This is a genomic window from Aeromonas allosaccharophila, assembly GCF_016026615.1.
Taxonomy (GTDB): domain Bacteria; phylum Pseudomonadota; class Gammaproteobacteria; order Enterobacterales; family Aeromonadaceae; genus Aeromonas; species Aeromonas allosaccharophila.
This window is the reverse complement of record NZ_CP065745.1, coordinates 3,872,357-3,892,937: the sequence shown is the minus strand read 5'-3', so window position 1 is coordinate 3,892,937 and position 20,581 is coordinate 3,872,357. Positions and strand designations below refer to the sequence as shown.

21 protein-coding genes are annotated in these 20,581 nt (G+C 58.5%); all 21 read right to left on the bottom strand.

The window, feature by feature from the left end; genetic code table 11:
• Positions 1–10: 10 nt before the first annotated feature.
• Positions 11–598: a Maf family protein gene (locus tag I6G90_RS17830; RefSeq protein ID WP_197928532.1), complete on the bottom strand. Its 588-nt coding sequence runs from the start codon at positions 596–598 to the stop codon at positions 11–13.
• Between the two features lie 2 nt (positions 599–600).
• The gene (gene mreD / locus I6G90_RS17825; RefSeq protein WP_042057163.1) at positions 601–1,086 is read right to left on the bottom strand and encodes a rod shape-determining protein MreD; all 486 of its coding nucleotides are present in this window, start codon (positions 1,084–1,086) and stop codon (positions 601–603) included.
• Positions 1,086–1,976 carry a rod shape-determining protein MreC gene (mreC, locus tag I6G90_RS17820; protein ID WP_042057160.1) on the bottom strand — a complete coding sequence of 297 codons (891 nt, stop codon included), beginning with the start codon at positions 1,974–1,976 and terminating at the stop codon, positions 1,086–1,088. The genes mreD and mreC overlap by 1 nt, the downstream gene beginning before the upstream one ends.
• Before the next feature lie 42 nt (positions 1,977–2,018).
• Positions 2,019–3,059: a rod shape-determining protein gene (locus I6G90_RS17815; RefSeq protein WP_005340051.1), complete on the bottom strand. Its 1,041-nt coding sequence runs from the start codon at positions 3,057–3,059 to the stop codon at positions 2,019–2,021.
• Positions 3,060–3,263: 204 nt separating this feature from the next.
• Positions 3,264–7,010 (bottom strand): DUF6701 domain-containing protein, encoded by a 3,747-nt coding sequence (locus I6G90_RS17810; RefSeq protein ID WP_269668386.1) that lies wholly within the window; start codon positions 7,008–7,010, stop codon positions 3,264–3,266.
• A complete protein-coding gene (locus tag I6G90_RS17805) occupies positions 7,010–7,498 on the bottom strand; it encodes an MSHA biogenesis protein MshP (RefSeq protein ID WP_408628286.1) in 489 nt (162 codons plus the stop codon). The genes I6G90_RS17810 and I6G90_RS17805 overlap by 1 nt, the downstream gene beginning before the upstream one ends.
• Entirely contained in the window at positions 7,488–8,372 is an 885-nt protein-coding gene (locus tag I6G90_RS17800; protein WP_197928530.1) for a PilW family protein, read from the bottom strand. The genes I6G90_RS17805 and I6G90_RS17800 overlap by 11 nt, the downstream gene beginning before the upstream one ends.
• Positions 8,372–8,941 (bottom strand): type IV pilus modification PilV family protein, encoded by a 570-nt coding sequence (locus I6G90_RS17795; protein ID WP_058054202.1) that lies wholly within the window; start codon positions 8,939–8,941, stop codon positions 8,372–8,374. Before I6G90_RS17795 ends, I6G90_RS17800 begins: the two co-directional genes overlap by 1 nt.
• Positions 8,928–9,410, bottom strand: coding sequence for a prepilin-type N-terminal cleavage/methylation domain-containing protein (locus I6G90_RS17790; protein WP_197928529.1), 483 nt, complete (start codon positions 9,408–9,410; stop codon positions 8,928–8,930). The genes I6G90_RS17795 and I6G90_RS17790 overlap by 14 nt, the downstream gene beginning before the upstream one ends.
• A 55-nt stretch (positions 9,411–9,465) precedes the next feature.
• Entirely contained in the window at positions 9,466–9,933 is a 468-nt protein-coding gene (locus tag I6G90_RS21440) for a prepilin-type N-terminal cleavage/methylation domain-containing protein (protein WP_197928528.1), read from the bottom strand.
• Positions 9,934–9,947: 14 nt separating this feature from the next.
• Positions 9,948–10,619 carry a prepilin-type N-terminal cleavage/methylation domain-containing protein gene (locus tag I6G90_RS17780; RefSeq protein WP_197928527.1) on the bottom strand — a complete coding sequence of 224 codons (672 nt, stop codon included), beginning with the start codon at positions 10,617–10,619 and terminating at the stop codon, positions 9,948–9,950.
• Positions 10,620–10,696: 77 nt separating this feature from the next.
• Positions 10,697–11,158 carry a hypothetical protein gene (locus I6G90_RS17775; protein WP_197928526.1) on the bottom strand — a complete coding sequence of 154 codons (462 nt, stop codon included), beginning with the start codon at positions 11,156–11,158 and terminating at the stop codon, positions 10,697–10,699.
• Positions 11,159–11,291: 133 nt separating this feature from the next.
• A complete protein-coding gene (locus I6G90_RS17770) occupies positions 11,292–12,512 on the bottom strand; it encodes a type II secretion system F family protein (protein WP_197928525.1) in 1,221 nt (406 codons plus the stop codon).
• Positions 12,513–12,515: 3 nt separating this feature from the next.
• Positions 12,516–14,225, bottom strand: a complete 1,710-nt coding sequence (mshE, locus tag I6G90_RS17765; RefSeq protein WP_042057133.1) for an MSHA fimbrial ATPase MshE — start codon at positions 14,223–14,225, stop codon at positions 12,516–12,518.
• 74 nt (positions 14,226–14,299) lie between these two features.
• Positions 14,300–15,394 (bottom strand): tetratricopeptide repeat protein, encoded by a 1,095-nt coding sequence (locus I6G90_RS17760; RefSeq protein ID WP_197928524.1) that lies wholly within the window; start codon positions 15,392–15,394, stop codon positions 14,300–14,302.
• Positions 15,391–16,281 (bottom strand): MSHA fimbrial biogenesis protein MshM, encoded by an 891-nt coding sequence (gene mshM / locus I6G90_RS17755; RefSeq protein ID WP_197928523.1) that lies wholly within the window; start codon positions 16,279–16,281, stop codon positions 15,391–15,393. Before mshM ends, I6G90_RS17760 begins: the two co-directional genes overlap by 4 nt.
• Positions 16,282–16,373: 92 nt before the next feature.
• Positions 16,374–18,047, bottom strand: a complete 1,674-nt coding sequence (gene mshL, locus I6G90_RS17750) for a pilus (MSHA type) biogenesis protein MshL (protein WP_197928522.1) — start codon at positions 18,045–18,047, stop codon at positions 16,374–16,376.
• A gap of 70 nt (positions 18,048–18,117) precedes the next feature.
• Positions 18,118–18,447, bottom strand: coding sequence for a SctD/MshK family protein (locus I6G90_RS17745; protein WP_019446481.1), 330 nt, complete (start codon positions 18,445–18,447; stop codon positions 18,118–18,120).
• Positions 18,440–19,087, bottom strand: coding sequence for a hypothetical protein (locus I6G90_RS17740; protein WP_005340017.1), 648 nt, complete (start codon positions 19,085–19,087; stop codon positions 18,440–18,442). The genes I6G90_RS17745 and I6G90_RS17740 overlap by 8 nt, the downstream gene beginning before the upstream one ends.
• Positions 19,087–19,680: a PilN domain-containing protein gene (locus I6G90_RS17735; protein ID WP_197928521.1), complete on the bottom strand. Its 594-nt coding sequence runs from the start codon at positions 19,678–19,680 to the stop codon at positions 19,087–19,089. Before I6G90_RS17735 ends, I6G90_RS17740 begins: the two co-directional genes overlap by 1 nt.
• Entirely contained in the window at positions 19,680–20,543 is an 864-nt protein-coding gene (locus I6G90_RS17730) for an MSHA biogenesis protein MshI (protein WP_197928520.1), read from the bottom strand. Before I6G90_RS17730 ends, I6G90_RS17735 begins: the two co-directional genes overlap by 1 nt.
• Between the last annotated feature and the right edge of the window lie 38 nt (positions 20,544–20,581).

The window sequence follows — 20,581 nt, the reverse complement described above, 5'->3', positions numbered from 1 at the left end:
TGACGGGAAATTATTTGAGCTGTTCCAGATGATGCTTGATCAGCAGGTCTGTCTCCAGCAGGGGCAAGCCGACCACGGCGCTATAGCTCCCTTCGATGCGGCTGACAAATTTGCCGGCAATGCCTTGAATGCCATACGCCCCGGCCTTGTCACAGGGCTCACCGGTCCGCCAGTAGGCCTCGATTTCGGCCTCATCCAGCTTGCGAAACGCCACGTTGGTGGTGACCAGACGCACGTCACAACGATCCTTGCTGGCCAGCGCCACCGCCGTCATCACCTGATGCACCTTGCCGGAGAGCGCCTCCAGCATATCTTTGGCATCGAGCAGACCGGACGGTTTCTCCAGTACCCGGTCGCCCAGCACCACTATGGTGTCGGCACCCAGCACCGGCAACGCCGTCGGCGCACACGCCACGCCAGCCATCGCCTTGTCACGGGCGAGACGGCAGACGTAATCCTGCGCCTTTTCACCCTCTTCCCGCTGCTCGGGCACATCCAGTTTCAGCACCTCGAAGCGGTAGCCAAGCTGGGTCAGCAGTTCACGGCGACGGGGAGAAGCCGAGGCGAGATAGAGTTGTGGTTCGTTGTTTTTGCTCATATTTACCTAATGTTGAAGCGGCGCCGCACCTTGCGCAGCACCAGAAACACCCAGGGCCATATTAACATCGTCGTCAACGTCGACCAAAAATAGGCGAAGTTGAGGCTGGCCTGGCTGAACAGGTGCTCGGCCCAGAATACCGTCATCTTGCCCACCAGCGAGAGGCCACCGATGATCAGTGCCTGCTGCCAGAGGGAGAAATTGCGGATCTTCTGGAACTGGAAGGCGGCCAGATAGGTGGTGATGGCCATCGCCATCGCCCGCACGCCGAGGGTGCTGCCAAGCAGCACATCCAGCAGCAGGCCCGCCACCCAGGCGGTGCCGACGTTGGTCCGGTGCGGTAAGGCCAGTGCCCAGTAGATCAGCACCATGGCCAGCCAGTCCGGACGGAAGGGGTCAAATTCGAAAGGAAGCGGCAGGATCGACAGGCTCAAGGCCAGCAGGATCGAGATCCAGATCCAGATCCTGCCGCTGGCGGGTTGCAGCATCAGCGAGTGGCTCCTGCGGCGGACGCAGCGGGCGCTGCCTGTTCGCCATCCTCATCATGTACTTCAGGCTTCTTGTCGGTCCACAGCAGCAGCAGATAGCGCAGTCGATCCAGCTCCACCAGCGGCTTGGCCTCGACCTGGGCGAAGGGCTTGCCCTCCACATACTCGGAGCGAGTCACGGTCGCCACCGGATAACCCTCCGGGAAGCGGCCACCCAGACCGGAGGTGACCAGCAGATCACCCACCTGAATATCGGTATTGCGCGGCAGGTTGCGCAGCTCAAGCTTGTCGAGCTCGCCACTGCCGGAGGCGATGGCACGCAAGTCGTTGCGCAGTACCCGCACCGGAATGCCGTGGCTGGAGTCGGTGATCAGCAGCACGCGACTGGTGGTGGAGCCCACGTGGAGCACCTGACCAATCACCCCCTGATCGTTGATCACCGCCTGACCGTTGTAGACGCCATCCAGCGCCCCCTTGTTGATCAGTACCTGATGGCTGAAGGGGTCGGAATCCACCGACAGCAGCTCGGCCACCATCTTGCGGGACTCCTTGTGCACCGGCGAGCCCAGCAGCTCGCGCAGACGCTGGTTCTCGTGCTCCAGATGATCCATCTTGAGCAGGCGAGAGCGCAGGGTGAATAGCTGTTGCTCCTGCTGCTTGGTCTGCTCAATGAGATCGGCACGGGTCTGCACCTGGGTCGACATGGTGTCGAGCAGGGTACCGGGCGCATTGGCCATGTATTGCAGGGGACTGACTAACGAACTGAGGTAGACGCGGACATGGGTAAACACACCGAAGCGGGAATCCGCGACGATGGCAGCGATGGAGATGATGACGGCGAGAAACAACCGTAACTGAAGCGAAGGGCCTCTACCAAAAATGGGTTTCATGGGTCGTCAAAAAAGAGCCGGCACGCTGGCCGGCTTTGGGTCTTATTCGTAGTGGAACAGATCGCCACCGTGCATATCGATCAGCTCCAGCGCCTTGCCGCCGCCACGGGCCACACAGGTGAGGGGATCTTCGGCCACGACGACAGGAATGCCGGTCTCTTCCATCAGCAGACGGTCGATATCTTTCAGCAGTGCGCCACCACCGGTCAGCACCATGCCGCGCTCGGAGATGTCGGAAGCCAGTTCCGGCGGAGACTGCTCCAGCGCCACCATGACAGCCGCAACGATACCGGACAGCGGCTCTTGCAGCGCTTCCAGGATCTCGTTGGAGTTGAGGGTGAAGCTGCGCGGTACACCTTCAGCCAGGTTACGGCCACGCACTTCAATCTCGCGCACCTCTTCACCCGGATAGGCGGAGCCGATCTCGTGCTTGATGCGCTCGGCAGTGGCTTCACCGATCAGGCTGCCGTAGTTGCGACGGACGTAGCTGATGATCGCTTCGTCAAACTTGTCGCCACCGATACGGACGGACTGGGAGTAGACCACACCGTTCAGGGAGATGATGGCCACTTCGGTGGTACCACCACCGATATCGACAACCATGGAACCGGTCGCTTCTGAAACCGGCAGACCGGCACCGATGGCAGCAGCCATCGGCTCGTCGATCAGGTAGACCTCACGGGCACCGGCGCCCAGTGCGGACTCCTTGATGGCGCGGCGCTCAACCTGGGTGGAGCCGCACGGCACACACACCAGCACACGCGGGCTGGGGCGGAAATAGTTGTTGTCGTGAACCTGCTTGATGAAGTGCTGCAGCATCTTCTCGGTCACGTAGAAATCGGCGATCACGCCGTCTTTCATCGGGCGGATCGCGGAGATGTTGCCCGGGGTACGGCCCAGCATCTGCTTGGCGGCATGACCGACAGCAGCGACCGATTTGGCGTTCCCGCGCTCTTGGCGAATGGCGACAACTGAGGGTTCGTTAAGGACAATCCCTTGATCTTTTACATAGATCAGGGTGTTGGCAGTTCCCAAATCGATCGACAGATCGTTGGAAAAGACGCCTCTGAGCTTTTTGAACATGGCTACGGGAAATCCTAAGAATTTGGAGGTGCAGAAAACCGGCTAACTTTACCAATGCCCACCCCAATGGGCAAGCGCTCAAACTGTCGCCAATCAATCAGGCGCGACAAAAATGCGAGTCATCACTCACTCGCACACGCTTGCAAACGCTAATAAACAAGGATTTAGGGGGATGCCGTTGCGCCATCCCCCCTTACACATCATTTACTGCAATACTTCGCGCCGATAAATAATTCTGTCATTACCCCGGCTGGAGCCGAAAATGGCCTCACCTTGCAGGTTGCCATCATTGGCACTGGCTGGGTCAGAGAGCCAGAACGGCGATAATGGCTGTTTTGCCAAATCGACCTTGTAGGGAATGCGCACCGAGATGTCCGGCCTGGCAAAGTGGAACAGGATCTCCCCGTCTTTCGCCAGTGCAGCATCCCCACCCGGTGCAGAACTGCCCAACCCCAGCTTGATCTTGCGACCCGCCCCCAGATTCAGCTCGCGAGTCGCCGCATCAAAGGTGTGACTCGGATTGAGGAAAGTGAACCCCTGATTGGCCAAAGAGAGCTGGGTACATTTATCTTCCTTGTTTTGCAGCCAGTTGCCCCCTTCGTAATATTGCATCTGCAGTGGAATGGCCAGCGGCGCAGAGGCAAGACCCGCCGCCGTGCCAGCCAGCAGGCGGCCATAATAAGCCGTCATGGTGTTATTCACCCGCGTAGGAATCGTCAACTGCTTGGCATTGCAGTTGACCCCTTTGGTACAACCATTCTTGATGCCAGGATTCAGGTCAGCGTCAGCCATGAAAGTGACTGAGGGTGACTCCTCATCAAGCACTTGCAGGCCAAAACGCAGTAACTTAAAGGGCTCTTCGGGAGTAGTCAGGCCGGGATCGCGCTCAGAAAGCCGGGCAAAGCGGCTCTGGCTGTCAATATTGGCTTCGCCTGATGCCCAGCTGGCCATCATGCTCCCCACTCGATCCGTGCGATCAATCCCATCATGATTATTGCCTGCCACCAGATAGAGCCGCCCCTTCGCGAACTCGCCACCATAGTTTGTGGTCACCCCGGCACTCTTGTTACGAGCCTGTACCGTCATCTTGACCCCGAATGGCTGACTCATATAGCTGAACTGCCCGCAAGCAGGAGTAAGCACCCCGCTCAGCAAATTGAAATCCCAAGGGACAAAACGTCCCACCGGCAGGCTGCTGGCGGGAGGGATGGTATAGCCGAAATAGCCCGTAGATATAGTGCTTCCTTCTGGCGACTTTGCCTCCGGTGGCGTTGCCGTCATCCGGAACACCCCCACCTCGCTCACCGTCTGGCTAATGGTATTGACACTGTTGGTCGCTGCACCGTGGTTATAGGTGGTAATACCCAGCGCGGCATTGGTGCCCGGGCTTGGTGCCACCAAGGTGCTCCCCAAACCAATGCCACTCAGCACAAAGTTGGGCGTAGTCTGATTCCCTACGCAGATATCCCCATCATTGGCCGATTCCCAGGCCATCGCCTTGATATCTACCTGAAACGTCTCCCCCGCTTTTTTGAATACCGGGCAACTGCTATCACCTGCTGCACAGACCCCTTGCGGGGGCGTAATGCACAGACCGACCGGACGCGCCACAAACTTGTCGGACCCCGTCATCACCAGACCCGCCGTCTCGCCACTGCCATTATGACTGGCTGAAAGCTGCATCTGACCCGCATCCGGGTAGGTCACTTTTTTCAAGGTCGCCTTACCCTGATTATCGAAAGTCAGGTTAAGGGTGGTTGGCGTTGGTGAAGCAACACTGGCGGCATAAGTAGCAATGGCATTGCCATCAATGGAGATCTTACTACCAAAGTTATTGGTATTTGGACTGGCATAGGTTCCCCAAAAACCAACCGACCTCACCCCGGTAAATCCGGGCACACACTGTTTGGTAATGTCGTCTTTTTTAACCGCACTGATCGTCACATCCTGAGGCTGGTTGGAATAGGTATCCAGCACATCGAAGAAGAAACCGCTATCGGCAAAGTTGAGGGTGCAAGCTGCCGCACTGGGCGTACCGGCGCCGGCCTTGCACAATGTGGAACTGAATGGCTTGGTCGTCGGAGTCGAGCCGGAAACGCCGATGGTTACCGCGGTCGGCGTATTGTTGCGCAACTGCACCGTGGTCGAACCGCCGCTAAAGGTCACCGTATTGCCACCAATCCAACCATTGCTGGCAGAAGTAGGGGTAAGACTCAAGGTCGCAGTAACCGGGTCTTTGATAAGTGTGCTACAAGCTGGATTGGCGCATGCATTGACCGTCACTGTTTCGGGATTGCAGGTCAGTGGCTGACCGGAGTAATCAAGTTGGAAATGGTCAATCTGCACCCCGATCGGGTTGGAGCGCAGAGCACAGATCTGGATATCATCCAACTCATGGTTATTGTTGGCGCCTCCGGTTGACCCTGTAAGCGACAGCAAAAAATCTGCAGGAACCTGCTCCTGCCCAGCGGTCGCCATCGCATCGAATGGCGCAACCAAGGTACTAAACCCAGAGCCGGTGTTTCTATCCAGCGAGACCATGGATCGGCCAGCCACACGTGAATCAATCCTTAACCGATAGAGATGGCCGGGCTGGGCAGAACTGGTGCCACTCACATCAATCTTGGGATTAAGATTGGCTGTCGTACCTGCCAAATAGCGGTAGCTTGAACCGACGCCCCCCCGAATCGCAATCGCTTGCGTACGGAATCCCGGGCCACCAACCTTTCCCTCATTACCATTGGAAAAGTTGCCATACTCATCAAGCCCGACGCCAAGCCAACCACCGGCAAAACCGGGAGTTCCGTTATCACGCTGGGCATAACCGAGTGCTCCGCCAAAACTTCCAGGCTGCGGAGTTACTGTCGCATCAGAAAGAATAACCGCTAATCCATCCCCCCCGGTATTCAACCAAGTAGGTGACCATGCATAATAACGAAAAGTCACTTCAACCAAATTGTTTGCGGCCGGAAACAAACGCTGATAAGTAGCAGAGGTGGCCTGATTACCAATATTGCGGGTCATCCGCAAACGACCGCTCTGAATAGATGGTAACTCACTATTATTGCGCTGAGCGACAACCCAATTCTCTCCCAAAACGCTTCTAGAGAAGTCGTCATTAAAGCATTCAAGTTTTGGCTGGCCATCATCATATATAACTTTGCTACTACTTTGCATTTCTACTTTCTGGGCGCTTACGCGACCAGTTAATATTGCATTAGTTTGCAATTTAGCATTGCCTGCAGAATAATAGCTCCCTTGTGCTTGGGCATCGCCCTTCAATGTTATATCATTTTTTACATATACATCAAGAGAGGTTAGCCCAGACAACATTGATGCATTTTCAATAGTCAAACTACCATTAATGTATAACGTAGTTGCCTCTACACCAGCGATAAAAACAGAGCCAGAATTTATATAGAGGTCGCCGTCTATAATGTATGACTTGCCAGCTTTTAATGTTACCGTTGAGTTCTCATATAAAGTCATACCTTTAATAACATAGGTTGAATATGTATCTGAAACACTCATGGAACCTTTATTAAGAGTGACACTACCTAGATCCCACCGACCTGACCCTGCCGACTTTCCATAGCCAACAGTATTCCCAAGTACTACATCAGGCACAGTTTCAGGAGCTACCTTATATGTTTTTGCATCAGAGCTTACAAGAAAGGTCGGTTGTGCTCTTGATAAACTTTGGGTTTTTGTTATTTCACATTTACCAGTACCACAGGCCTGAGGATTCATTTCCCACTCATATCCTCTTACTGATTTAAAGCACACATCAAGACTGTTATAATTTTCGACCTTTGCATTGTTTTGCATATAAAGCTCACCGGTATTCGAATAGCTTTGAATTGGTCCGGGGAAAATGCGGTTGCAATCAATTGCAGCCCAAACTGGTGAAGCCATGATGCATAAGAAAATAACAAAAAATAATTTGCGCATCAGGGAGTTCCTCCATCATAAGCTTCAGCCATCAGGGTTCTGCTTACAACAAAATCAGGGTTGGCACTGTTGGGGTTGGCACTGTTGGGGTCCGAGTTACCACAGGTTCCGACACTCTCGAGACGATAGCCATTAGCTTGGCCACCATTGTAGGTCACGGGTATCTGAAAACACTGAACGACCACCTGACACTGCGCCAAACCGGCAACTCCGGCAAACGAGGGCGGTGAGCGCACCCAGTCACAGCGATCCAGAGGGGCGGTCTGAGTCGGTCGGTTGGGAAAAAGCTGGTACAACGCTACTTCAAGCCCGCTTTGGGCCGCCAGCAGGGCACGCACGCTGCGCACCTCAACCGTATTTTTCTCGCCACTGTCGACCAGAAAACGGCCCATGGCAGCCGCCAGCAGCGCCATCACCACAATCACAAACAGGGCGATCATCAAGGCGCTGCCTCGCATCCGACCGAAAGCATGTGGATCAGGGCACATTGAACACCTCTATCTTGTGGTTGAAGGTGACCGACTCCCCCTTGCGCTCGAAGACAAAGCGCATGCCAAACTCCCCTTCGGCGTTAAACGCCGAGGCTTCCCGATAGAAGGTGCCAATACGAAGGGAATCGGCCATCAACACGCCTTGCGCGGGTAAAGGTGCACCAATGGCCGCGCTGGCACGGGTCAGCGTGTTTCCTTCCACACAGTAACGTACCTGCTGGTTGGCAAAGTAGACACGGCTGCCTGGAGAGAGGCCAGCCAGACTCTCGGTGCTGGTATAGCGGATGGTTTGCGCCCCGGAAACGGGAGTCAGCACATCGGTAATCCTGGCCACACAACGGCCATAATCGCAGCCTGCCGTGAGCGAACCGGCATTTTTGTCCGGCACGGGGAAGACGATCAGCTGATCATCCTTTTTAACGGCGGTGGCATCCACATCCAGTGGATTGGCCGCAGAGGCCGGGGTGGCCATCACCAGTTCAAGGGTGGCCGTGCTCCCCGACATGGCGCGGTTAAGCGCCAGATAGCGGCTGGAGGTGCTGATAGGCCAGAACCGCAAACAGGCGCCCGAGTCGACCCATGCACCGCCAGTGGTCTCTATCCGCTCCGATCCTGGCACGGCATCGCGCAGCTCGCGGTTAAGCCGCTCCATGGCGAAGCGGGCATCACTCATCAGCTGCTCACGACTGCTGGCATCGCCATAGATCTGGCTGCCGATACCAATAAACTGGCTGGTAAAAGTCGCCATAATTCCGAGCAGCAGGATGACCATCACCAGCTCGACCAAGGTAAAACCACTGTTACCACGAGGTTGGCGGTAGGTTCGATTAGCCAGTCGGCGTAATCGGAGACGCTCGCAGCGCCGAGCCATCAGTAGTTCCCCCGGTAGAAGGAGAAGTCGAGCACGCTCTCATCTGGCAGCTTGATCTGCAGATCGATGCGTTTGCCCACAGAGCAGGGCGCGGCACAACTCTTGAAGCTGCCATCGCTAAAATCTGCGGCGCTTACTGCAATCCTGACCTGATAGTTGCGATATTCATCATCATTATTCGCAACCCAGCTGGTTTGCGTAAACCGGCTGGCCTGCTGCCAACTGCCCGCAGTATCAAAATCATCCACATCGTTATAGGTGTAGGGCTCTGACTCGCCGGTGCCATCAGGACCATAGCTGCTGGAACAAGGGGAGATGGTCACCCCCGCCACCTGCTCGCCACAGCGATAACGGCCACCGTTATGATCGGAGTTTTCATCAAACGACTTTTGCAAGATCTCGCCGGCCAGCCGCTGGGCCAGCTGGGCGGCACGCACCTGCTGCACCGGATCCACCGCCTGTGGCGCCTGATTGATGAGTAACCCCAACATGCCGGTCAAGGCCACCGCCAGCAGCACGATGCCAACGATCAGCTCAATCAGGGTAAAACCGCGATCAGGGGCTCTCATGGATAAACCCCTCTGACTCAATCTTGATGCGGCCACTCTCGCGGCCATCGGTGACTTGCAGCTCACAGCCACCGGCGCAGCTACCGAGCGGGCGGCCCATCTGATCAAAGCGGATCACAAAAGGAGGTGTCCCCTTGTTCGAGGAGAGGGTGATCCCGGCAGACAGGATCACCGGACGACCACGTGTGAGCTGATTAGCGTTCCAGCTCGATATGGCCGCAGGATCACCACAAGGGGAGAGCGTGCTGTGGCCAAACTTGCCCGCGTCAACTCGCAGTGAGGTACAACGATTGGCCGGTTCGTGCATATTGACGGTCTGCACCAACCGCAGCCGGGTCAGCAGCTCATCACGCACGGTTTGAGTTTCAAAGCCGCCTTTGCCCAGCCATTTGGGCACGGCAAAGGCGGCCAGAATCCCGAGTAACAGGATCACAATAATCAGCTCAATCAGGGTGAAGCCCTTGTGCATTTTGTGTCCTATAAAATGAACGGGGCTATCTCTAAATGCCCCGTTCATTCATAAATTACTTACAGGTTGCCAAAGCGCCAGAAACTACAGCAGTTGCAGTTGCAGTCGATGTTGCTGAAGTGTAAACGACAAAGCAGCTATCACCTTTTGCATTCGCAGGATAAAAACTTGCTGTACCACCAGCAGTTGTCGAACCTGAACCACTGATCGCCCAGCCATCCAAGTTAACAGCTTTCACAATACCATTAGCGTCTGCAGTCGGATAACCGAACAGAGTTGTGACTGTACCGCCAGCAACAGAGACGCTTTTCACAGTGCTTGATGCCTCAACACCTTCCAGTGCTGCTTTGCTATAAACCAAGCCTGATGCACTTTGCAGAGCCGCTTGTACACCCTGTGCTGCAGCCGCCTTAGCATCATCCTGCAGATTCAGGAACTTGGGTGCAGCGGTGACCGCAAGAATACCCAGAATGATGATCACGATAACCAGTTCGATCAGGGTAAAACCCGCCTGTTTTTTCATTTCACTTTCCTCTGTTAATTAATATTGGTGGTCACCTGACCGGATGCCGGACGGTAACTGAAACTCATAAATGCATCAGTCTTGCCTTGCGGATCCTGATACTTGCCATCACTGCCCTTACTCAAACTATTGACCAGATAGTAGCGGCAGACCGAATCAAGCCCGCTACCGCTCACGGTGGCATAGTATTTCAGGTCATTCCCGCTACCACGCACTTCATTGAAGGTGGCCGTAGCCTTGGGCGGGTTTTGCAGCAGCCCCTCCCAAATATTGAGACAACGCTCGGCTGTCAGACTGGCCGGATCCACATTAGGATTGCCGCTGGCAGTGGTATCCATGGGATAGCCGGGCGACAGCTCGCCGTTGCTGATCTGGCTGTCAGTCGGAGTAGTCAGATAGAAGCGGCTGCCGTCATAGAGCACGGTATTGAGACTGTCCTGTTTGGCGCGACCTTCCGCCTCCCATTGCGCCCGTACCAGCGACACGCCGGTAGCAAAACCGCCAGAGACCCCTTCCACGCTGGCCTTTTTCGCTTCGTCAGTCACATCGAGAAAGCGTGGCAGCGCAGTCACCGCCAGGATCCCCAGGATCACGATCACGATCACCAGCTCAATGAGGGAGAAGCCAGCGGCCCGTCTCATCATCCCGTTTTCCGGCATTGTTGGTGCTATTGGTTTCATTGTCATGCTCCCTCCGTAATGCCCCGCATTATTTCATGCAGGCCCAAAAAAATCATGTAGTTGGGTCGTATGATTAGCTTCATTCAAGGCTTTTTCATCACCCGCCCGTCAGAAAACTGATAAATCAGCCAATAACCATCCCACCCCATCTCGCAACCACTGCCATCGGGACGAGCCAGAACCTGCAGGGGAGGCATACCGCCGTCTGTCTCACCCACCAGTGTCAGCCACAACTGGCGGCAATTTTCCGAAGGGGATTGCAGCGGCACCAGCCCGAGTGGCCAACCACGCTCATCAAATTGCCAACCCTGACCCGCACTATGCAAGGTGTCGGGACGTCGCTCGTCGAGCCAGAGGCCGTGCAAACGCTGTGCCCGCTCGGCAAATTGCTCTCCCAGCAGAGTGAGCGCCAGTTGCTGCGCCTCTTCCCGATGGACCTGATAGCTGCGCACCAGGGTGGCGACGATCACCATCAGCAGGATCATCACAGCGATCCGCCGATATCCGGTCAGCCAGCGATCATCCTGCTGCGTCTGTCTGCTCATCCCGTCCTCGACTCCACCGCTCTCTTGCCTCTTACGATGCTCATAGTGCCCCGCCAATCAGGCGGTTACTTGCCTCTTACGGCTCCCATCATGTCCCACCACTCAGACGTGAAGATATCCAGTTCCAGCAAGATTACTTGCCTCTTACGGCTCGCATCATGTCCCACATCGGCGTGAAGATGCCGAGCGCCAGGATCAGTACCATCACCGCCACGATCCCGATCAGGATCGGCTCGATACGGGCGGTAAGACTCTTGAGGTCATAATCCACCTCCCGCTCGTAATACTCGGCCGCTTCGTGCAGGAGGTCATCGACCTGACCGGTCTCCTCCCCCACGGCGATCATCTGCATCACCAGCGGGGTAAACAGGCCGCTGCTGCCAGCGGTGCGCAGCAGGCTCTCGCCGCGCTCGATACCGGCGCGCATATCCCGCACTCGCCCCGCCATATAGGCGTTATCCACCGCATCGGCCACCAGGGTCAGCGCCGTATTGAGCGGCACCCCCGCCTTGAGCATCATGGAAAAACTGCGAGCAAAACGGGCCAGCAGGGAGCGCTCTATGATGGTGCCGACGATCGGCAATTTGAGTTGCCAACGATGCCAGATCAGCTTGCCCTTGGGTGTAGCGACCCAGCGACGCCAGCCAAATACCATCCCCGCCAGAATGGCGAGCAGCAGCCACCAGTAGTGGACGAAAAAGTGCGAGGTGGCGAGCAGAATGCGGGTCGCCAGCGGCAACTCCACCCCGAATTTGGCGAACATGCCGGCAAACACCGGGATCACCATGATATTGAGGATCACCATGGCGATACCGATGGCGATCATCACGAAGCTGGGGTAGCGCATCGCGGTCTTGATCCGCTTGCGGGTCTCCAGCTCCAGCTCGAAATAGGTGGCGAGCTGCAAAAAGGCCTCTTCCAGCTGACCGGTGTTCTCACCCACATGGATAATGGCGACAAACAGGCTGCTGAATACCTTGGGGTGCGCCTGCATCGAGCTGGAGAGCGGGCGACCGTTGCCGAGATCTTCCCCCAGCGAATGAAGCGCCCGTTTGAGCGGCTTGCTGTGGGTGCTCTCCTCCAACCCGGCGATAGCGCGCAGGATCGGGATCCCGGCCCGGGTCAGGGCATACATCTGGCGGCTGAAGATCACCAGCTCGTCCAGCTTGACGCCCCCTTCCAGCAACAGCGACCAGTCGATGGCGGCGGATTTGGCCTTGCCCGGTTTGAGCTCGGTCGGCATCACACCGCGGCGCATCAGCTGCTCGGCGGCGGCCATCTCGTTGGCCGCTTCGACCACGCCACTGGTGGCGTTGCCCTGGCTGTCACGCCCCTTGTAGGCAAAGTTAGCCATCGCTTACCCCAAATCCTCGGCCAGTCTCAGCACCTCGTCCACCGAGGTGATCCCCTGTCGGGCATAGTCGAGGGCAGTGAGGGCCAGCGGCCGGTAGTGTTCGTGTTGACGGGCCGCCTTGGCGAACCCTTCCGCATCGTTGCGGCGCAGGGCATCCATCATCGGCTGATCCAGCTCCAGCAGCTCGTAAACCCCGATCCGGCCGGAATAACCGGTAAAGTTGCAGCTCTGGCAACCCCGTCCCTTGTGATAAGTGTGCTGACCGGGCGCCTCGCCGGAGAGCACGGTAAGCCAGGTGGCCTGCCCTTCGTCAGGCGCCTTCTCCTCGACGCAGTGCTCGCATACCCGCCGCACCAGCCGCTGGGCGACCACCGCCCGCAGGGCGCTCGCCACCAGATAGCCGGGCGCCCCCATGTCGATCAGACGCAGGGCACTGGTCACTGCATCGTTGGTGTGCAGGGTGGTCAGCACCAGGTGACCGGTGATGGCGCCACGCAGGCCGATCTCTACCGTCTCGTTGTCCCGCATCTCACCCACCAGCAGGATGTCCGGATCCTGACGCAGGGTGGAACGCAGCACGTGAGAAAACGTGAGACCAATCTTGGGGTTGACCTGCACCTGATTGACGCGGGGCAAGCGATACTCCACCGGGTCTTCTACCGTGATGATCTTGTGGCTGGACTGGTTGAGCTCGGAAAGCGCGCCATAGAGGGTGGTGGTCTTGCCGCTACCGGTCGGGCCGGTCACCAGGATCATGCCGTGCGGGCGCTTGAGCTGACGGCGGAAACGGGTCAGGATCTCCGGCGGCATGCCGGTCTCGGTCAGTGACAGGATGCCGGAGGATTGATCCAGCAGACGCATCACCACCGACTCGCCATATTGCACCGGCATGGTGGACATCCGCACATCCACATCGCGGCCGCGCACCTTCATATTGAAGCGACCATCCTGCGGCAAGCGCTTCTCGGAGATATCGAGCCCAGCCACCAGCTTGAGGCGCAGTACCAGCGCCTGGGCGATGCGCACCTCGTTCAGGATATTTTCGTGCAGGATGCCGTCGATCCGCTGACGAATGCGCAGCACCTTTTCGTCCGGCTCGATGTGGATATCCGATGCCCCCACCTGCACCGCATCCTCGAACAGGGAGCGCAGCAGCTTGGCCACCGTTGCCTCCCCCTCGTCATTGGCCCCCAGATTGCTGGAGCCCAGCTCGAAGCCGGAGTCCTGATACTCCTCCTGCAGCTGTTCGGCGAAGCTCTCGATCTCGCGAGTACGGCGATAGAGGCGGTCGAAATACTCCAGCAGTTGCCCTTCCCGCGCCACCGCCAGCACCATGATGCGCGGGCTGAGCAGGGCGGCGATGGCATCCAGTGCGCTCAGATCCGCAGGATCCGACATCGCCACCGTCACCTTGTTGTCGGTGAGGTTGACCGCCAGCGCGCGGTATCGGCGCGCCTGCACTTCGGGCAGCAGCGGCACCGCGGCGGCGTCGATGGTGAGGTTGTTGAGATCGAAGAAGGGCACATCCAGCTGGCGGGCGAGGAACTGCAGCAGTTGTACCTCGCTGATAAAGCCGAGGTCGATCAGGGTGGTGCCCAGCTTGCGGCCGGTCTGACGCTGCTGCTGCAGGGCAAGCTGCAACTGATCATCAGAGATGATCTGCTCTTGTACCAGCAGGTCGCCGAGGCGCATTTTCAGTCTGGGTTGTGCCATGTTTGCTCCGATGTCTGTTGCTTCACACCCGTTGCCGCATTCGATCAGGCTTCGCTAATCGAACTTGCGGTTTATCAAGGGGTTAGTTGGCCAATTCGTTGTTCCAACCAGTTGGTCGACGCCTCGCCGAGGTTGCCGTGCAGCAGGGCGTTGCGATAGGCATCGAGCGCCCGCTGGCTATGCCCCTGACCATCTTCGGCCACGCCGAGGCCAAGCCACCAGCGGCCCTGATCCGGCTGCTGACGCAGTAGCTTCACATAGAGCGCCGCCGCATCGGCATTCTGGCCCAGCTCCTGAGTCAGCCCGGCCCAGGTCGCGTAATAGTCCATGTTGCTGGCGAGATCCGGCTGATAGCCGGACAGCCAGCCAAGCGCTTGCTGCTGCTGCCCCTCGCTGATGGCAAGGCGGGCCAGCAGCAAACGAAAATCGGCCTGTTGGGGATCGAGCCGGATCCCCTCTTCCAGCAACTGACGCGCCTCGGTCAGGCGGCCCTCGCCGTAGAGCAGCCCCGCCAGCTGCTCGCGCGCCCCCTGGTTATAGGGATCGTGGGTCAGCACCTGATAGTAGTTGTCCTGCGCATCCCGCAGGCTTCCCTTGGCCATGGCGGTGGTCGCCTTGCGCTCAGCCAGCGCCGCCAGCTCCTTGGCCGACAGCTCGACCGTCTCGATCTTCAATACGCTCGGCTTGCGCGGTGCGCTGGCGACGGCCTGTTGCTCTGCCGCCAGTTCGGCGTAAAGCTCGGGCTGCAGCTCTTCATCGGTCGGCTCCGTCTCGTCAACATCGCTGGAGGCATCAAAGGGCGCACCGTCGGTCGTGTCGCCAGAGTCATATTCCCCAACCTCATCATTCACCTCGTCCTGACTTGGCAGCGGCAGCGCGGCCGCCACCTCGACCGGCTCGGGCTGGCTGACTGGCGCGGCGGCCCTTGCCACCACATCGGGAGTTACCGCATCGGGAGCTAGCACTTCGCTGGCCGCCGAGACGATATGGGTCTGCTGCCAGTAGATCCAGGTTCGCCAACCAAGGATCCCCAGTGCCAGACCGCAGATCAGGGTCAGCAGCAACATCCACCATCCCTGCTGGCGCGCAGGGGCAATATAGACGGCAGCACCTTCGGATCCTTGCTGGCGCCGGTCCAGATCTTTCAGCATCTGGTTGATGACACTCATGGCCAGACTCCATAAGCCAGGGCGCACCCCAGCAACAGTAACAGGGGCCACCAGCGCCGTGGCGCAAAGCGGCTGGCATCGTCGGTATCGCGAATGGCGAGCCGTACCAGACGGCTATCGATCTGGCGCACACCCTGACCATAGGCCAGCATCAGGCACTTCTGCGCCAGGATATTGATAAGTCTCGGGATCCCTCGCGATGCGCGCCACAACAGGCGCATGGCTCGACCTGCAAACAACGGTGCCCCGCGGTAACCGGAGACCTGCAATCTGTGCTCCAGATAGGCGCGAGTCTCGTCAAAACGCAGCGGCCGCAGGCAGTAGGAGAAGCCAATCCGCTGGCGCAGTTGGCGCAGATGCGGCTTGGCCAGTCTGGCATCCAGCTCCGGCTGGCCGAACAGCACGATCTGCAGCAGCTTGCTCGATTCGGTCTCAAGATTGCCGAACAGGCGGATCGCCTCAAGGGTCTCGTCCGGCAGCGCTTGCGCCTCGTCGAGCAGCACCACCACCCGGCTGCCCTGCTGGTGCAGGCTGATCAGGTGACGATGGATACGATCGGTCAGATCCAGCTCGCTCTGATCCCGTACCGCCAACCCCAGCTCCAGCGCCAGCGCGATGCGCAGTTCGGCCGGAGTGAGATGGGGATTGGGTAACCAGGCAAGCCGCACCGGACGCGCTTCCGAGCCCAGCTCGCTGAGCAACTTGCGGCAGAGCAGGGTCTTGCCGGTACCCACCTCGCCGGTCACCTTGATAAAGCCCTCCCCCTGCGCCAGCGCCCAGTTAAGCACCTGCAGCGCCTCTTCGTGAGGCGGCAAGCCGTAGTAGAAGCCGGTATTGGGAGTGAGGCTGAACGGTGCCTCCTGCAGGCCGAAGTGGGTCAGGTACATGAGACCTCACCTGCAACGGCAAGCAAGCAGCCTGTGCTGGCAAGGCCGCACAGGCCGTTCGGGATAAGGGTGACCGCATCTGGTGTCATGGGTCAGCCCTTGGCCGGATACCACTTGTCGAGCAGCTCGGAGGAGCGTTGCAGCTCGTTTTGCCAGGTATCTTTCTCCACCACGGTCGGTTTGAGCATGATCACCAGCTCCACCTTCTTGGTGCTCTCGCGGCGGTTGGTAAAGGCTTCACCCACCCAGGGAATATCCCCCAGCAGCGGCACCTTGCTGACGATCTCCTGCTTGTCGGTCTTCATCAGGCCGCCGATAACGATGATGTCACCGTTATTGGCCTGCACCACGGTATCCGACTCGCGGATCGAGCTCTTGGCGAGCGGCAGTTGCAACTTGCCGCCCGAGGTACCCATGTCGATCACCTTGTTTTGCTCTTCGGTATCGATAACCGAGGGATGGATGTGCAGCAGCACCTTGCCCTCTTCATCGATCTGCGGCGTTACGTCCAGCGCAATTCCGGAGAAGAAGGGGGTCAGCTCCACGTTAGGTGTCTTGTCTGTGCCCGTCGAGGTAGTGGTAATGGTGGTGGACGCATTGGTGACGTAATACTCGTCCGTCCCCACCTTGATCACCGCCTTCTGGTTGTTGGTCGCGGTGACACGGGGACTGGATAGGGTATTCACATCGCCCTGGGTCTTGAGCAGGTTGACCGCCACATTGAAGTTGCCATCAGAGATCTTGAAACCGGCGCCGCCGCCCAGCGCACTGAAGATCTGGTTGGGGGTGCTGGGCAGCTGAGTATTGGCAAGCGACTGGCCACCGGTAATCCCCTTGTTGCCATCCCAGCTGGCGGAGAGACCGCTCCAGTCGACCCCCTGTTCATACCCTTCGTTGAGGGCAACTTCGATGATCCGCGCCTCCAGCACCACCTGCCGCTTGAGGTGACTCTCGGACTGGGTCAGGAATTCACGCACCGCCTTGAGCTCTTTCGGGTAGGCGCGAATGGTGACCAGACCCGCCTGCGGGCTGGTGATCACGGCGCGACCGTCACCCGTGCCAATCAGGGTCTGCAGGGAGTCGCGCAGATCGGTCCAGTAGTCGCTGTTGGTGTCGGTTTCGATACGGGTGCCGTTGTTGTTGTCACCGCTCGAGTTGCTGCTGGTTGAGCTGTTGCTGCCGCTGTTGTTGTTCGATGCACTGTCAAAACTGCTGTCGCTGCTGTTATTGCTGTCATTGGCCGTTACCCCGCCTGTGCTGACCGAGGTGCGGGAGAGGCCACGACGGGACATCATCAGATAGTTGACCGGGATGGTTTCGGTACGCAGACCCGCCGGATAGATATGGAAGACATTGCCCTTGCGCTGCACGTCGAAGCCGTACATGTCGCCCACCACCGCCAGCACCTCCGGCAGAGTCACATCCTTGAGCTCGACGGAGACCAGCCCGGCCACCCCGGGGTGCACCGCCACGCTGTAGCGGGAGCCCTTGAACAGGGAACCGAAAAACTCCACCGCCTCCACATCGTGAGCCGCGATACGCAGCCGCTTCTCCGGCATGCCGACCGGTATCTGCGGCCGGTTCAGCTGCAGCAATTCACTTTGCACCGATTTGGGCAACGCGGTCAGAGGGGCAGCCTGTTTCTGCTGTTCGTTCATGGCCTGTTTGAGGGCATCCTTCGCCTGGGTCGGCTCGGGGTGCTGATACGTGGTACAGCCTGCAGCCATCATGGCCACGGAGATCAGACAGAGACGGTGTTTTTTCATGTAATTAGGGCACCCTGACTTGCAATTAAACTCGATAAAGCCGATTCACCTCTCGAGAGGCAAGCACGACTCAAACCCGGATCTTGCTGGCAAACAGTGTTACCGCATGGCGTTTTCCCGCCTTTTCCAGCACCACGGCATCGGCATTGATGGCCACCAGCGTATAGCCGTCCACCTGTTGTCCGACCCGATAACTCTTGCCATTGAGTACCGCCAGTGCCGGGCCATTGCCCAGCACCACACTCTGCAGCTTCGGCAAACCGGCACTGCTCTCGCCGGTCGCACGGGCGCCAACCGCCACATCCGCCAGTGGCGCGGTGGGATCCTGCAATACCTCGACCTGCTCCGCCTGTGCCAGCAAGCTGAACAGGCAACAGCACAACGCAAACACTCTAGCCACGGATAAACTCCTTGCTGGTACTCAGGGTGTAGATCTCCATCTCCACCACCGCGCCGGGATAGGCTTTGACCTGATAGTCGAACTGCTTCCAGTAGAAGTGGCGCGGCAAGGCTTCCAGCGCTTTAAGGTATTGATACACATCGAAATAGCCGCCTTCAAGCTGAAGCCGGATACCATGCTTGTAGAGATTGACCTTCTGCTCTCCCGCCATCAGCGGGGTCGGCTCCAGCGAACTGAGCGCCAGCATGTGAAGGTTGGCGGAGCGGGAGAGCAGCGCCTCCAGCACCAGCGGCATCTCGTGCGCCGGGATCAGATCGACGGTCTGGGCCTTCAGCTCATCGTCGATCCGGGCCAGATCCGCTTCGACCTGCGCCAGCTGGTCGCGAACGCCCTGATTGGGATCCCGCTTGAGCCGTGCCTGTTTGCCGAGGTTTTCCAGCTCCATGATCTCGAGGTCACGCTCGGCGGCACTCAGGGCCATGCGATCCTGCTGCAGGCGGGTATCGGCGCCATCGAGCCAGCCGTAGAGTCCGGCCGCGCCCAGCAGCACCAGACCAGTCAGCAGGATCAACACCCGCTCCCGCTGGCTCAACACGGCGATACGCTGGCCCCATGCCTGCCATTGTGCTTTCAGGTTCATCAGGGTTTCTCCCGCGCAATGCCGCTCAACTGGAAGGTCAGACGGCCCTCCTTGTCACGGCCGAGGGTCAGTTCACCAAACTCCTTGCCTACCAGACTCGGGGTCTGCTTGAAGCGGTTGACCCAGGCCGGTACATCCTGACTGCGGCCAGCAAAGCCGGAGAGGTTGATCCGCCCTTCGTTGATCTCGATGCGCTGCAACGAGAGGTTGCTGTTGCGAATGCGGGAGAGATCCGCCATCACGCTGGCGTAGCCCTGGGATTTTTGCAGAGTCAGGCTGCCCAGTTGGCGCATCAGCCCCTGCTTGGCAGTCAGTTCATCCTGCTTGTTGACCAGTTGCTGTTGCAATCGGGGATCTGCCTGATGGCGCGCCAACTCGGCATCGAGCCGTTGCGCCTCGCTGCGCTTGAGCTCCAGCTCGGCATGACGCTGTGCCAGTGCCCGGCTGACCTGTTGCTGTTGCCAGCCGTAACCGACGCCCACCGACAGCATCAGCAGCAACGCAAAGCCCCATACCAGCGCCATCTGGTTGAGGCTGGCCCACTGCCGTTTGGGGCGAAACTCGGCGCCATAGAGGTTTATCTGACGTTTCATCACTCATCCTCCCCGATGGCGGCGGCATAGGCCGAAAGGTATTCGACGCCGGCCAGGACCGCTTTGTTGGCCATGGCGGAGACGGCAAAGCCGAAAGTCTGCTCCATATGGCGCACCAGAGTACCGATAAAGGGCGAGGCGACGGCAAACTGCATCTGCCCCAGCTCGGGCAATTTCAGCTGGCCCGCCAGATAGTCGAGGGAGCGCTGGATCTCCAGCGCCAGTGAATCGAGTTGCATGCTGTCCGGCTCATGCTCACCGGTCAGGCTGGAAAAACCGCGCAGCTGGCGAGAAAAACAGAGCCCCCCCTGATGGAAGACCAGCAACTGCAGATCCAGCCCCTTGGGCTGCCACAGCAGCATGCGCACCACATCATCGGCCTCATAGAGAGAGGTGAGCGCCAGCTCGTCGCTGATGATGGATTGCAGGGTGGCGATGCCGTTGATAGCATCGGCCAGCTGTTGCACCCGGCTCTTGGGCAGGCAGATCACATTGATGCGCGGGCGACCGGCCGGCGGGGTGGGCAAATCCACATAGTCCATCGCCAGTTGCAGCACTGGTTCGCTGACATAATCCTTGACCGCCCAGGGGAGCGCCCCCGCCATCTCGGCGTCAGGCACGGCAGGCTTGTCGATCTGGATCTGCTGATAAAGGCTGGCGGCGAGGGCCACCCGCACTCTGGACTTGGCCAGACCATGACGGCTGAACAGCTCGTTGATGGCCACCGCCCACTCCTGCGGGCCGTTGATGGTGCGCGTTGCGAAGACGGGGGGATTGCCCACCGCGGCCAGCATGATCCTGTCATTGGCCAGCAATAGCCCGACCTGGCGGCTTGGCGTCGACCGTCTGAACAGTTGTTTCATGTAAGCCCGCCCATCATAATTGGTTAAATGATTGAAAT

Coding starts and splice junctions, on each gene's coding strand:
- mshL (WP_197928522.1), bottom strand. CDS start 18,047: ATGAAAAAACACCGTCTCTGTCTGATCTCCGTGGCCATGATGGCTGCA.
- I6G90_RS17735 (WP_197928521.1), bottom strand. CDS start 19,680: ATGAAACGTCAGATAAACCTCTATGGCGCCGAGTTTCGCCCCAAACGG.
- mshE (WP_042057133.1), bottom strand. CDS start 14,225: ATGGCACAACCCAGACTGAAAATGCGCCTCGGCGACCTGCTGGTACAA.
- I6G90_RS17790 (WP_197928529.1), bottom strand. CDS start 9,410: ATGCACAAGGGCTTCACCCTGATTGAGCTGATTATTGTGATCCTGTTA.
- I6G90_RS17805 (WP_408628286.1), bottom strand. CDS start 7,498: ATGTGCCCTGATCCACATGCTTTCGGTCGGATGCGAGGCAGCGCCTTG.
- I6G90_RS17830 (WP_197928532.1), bottom strand. CDS start 598: ATGAGCAAAAACAACGAACCACAACTCTATCTCGCCTCGGCTTCTCCC.
- I6G90_RS17775 (WP_197928526.1), bottom strand. CDS start 11,158: ATGAGCAGACAGACGCAGCAGGATGATCGCTGGCTGACCGGATATCGG.
- I6G90_RS17810 (WP_269668386.1), bottom strand. CDS start 7,010: ATGCGCAAATTATTTTTTGTTATTTTCTTATGCATCATGGCTTCACCA.
- I6G90_RS17800 (WP_197928530.1), bottom strand. CDS start 8,372: ATGGCTCGGCGCTGCGAGCGTCTCCGATTACGCCGACTGGCTAATCGA.
- I6G90_RS17770 (WP_197928525.1), bottom strand. CDS start 12,512: ATGGCTAACTTTGCCTACAAGGGGCGTGACAGCCAGGGCAACGCCACC.
- I6G90_RS17815 (WP_005340051.1), bottom strand. CDS start 3,059: ATGTTCAAAAAGCTCAGAGGCGTCTTTTCCAACGATCTGTCGATCGAT.
- mshM (WP_197928523.1), bottom strand. CDS start 16,281: ATGTACCTGACCCACTTCGGCCTGCAGGAGGCACCGTTCAGCCTCACT.
- I6G90_RS17795 (WP_058054202.1), bottom strand. CDS start 8,941: ATGAGAGCCCCTGATCGCGGTTTTACCCTGATTGAGCTGATCGTTGGC.
- mreC (WP_042057160.1), bottom strand. CDS start 1,976: ATGAAACCCATTTTTGGTAGAGGCCCTTCGCTTCAGTTACGGTTGTTT.
- I6G90_RS17730 (WP_197928520.1), bottom strand. CDS start 20,543: ATGAAACAACTGTTCAGACGGTCGACGCCAAGCCGCCAGGTCGGGCTA.
- I6G90_RS17780 (WP_197928527.1), bottom strand. CDS start 10,619: ATGACAATGAAACCAATAGCACCAACAATGCCGGAAAACGGGATGATG.
- mreD (WP_042057163.1), bottom strand. CDS start 1,086: ATGCTGCAACCCGCCAGCGGCAGGATCTGGATCTGGATCTCGATCCTG.
- I6G90_RS17740 (WP_005340017.1), bottom strand. CDS start 19,087: ATGAACCTGAAAGCACAATGGCAGGCATGGGGCCAGCGTATCGCCGTG.
- I6G90_RS17760 (WP_197928524.1), bottom strand. CDS start 15,394: ATGAGTGTCATCAACCAGATGCTGAAAGATCTGGACCGGCGCCAGCAA.
- I6G90_RS21440 (WP_197928528.1), bottom strand. CDS start 9,933: ATGAAAAAACAGGCGGGTTTTACCCTGATCGAACTGGTTATCGTGATC.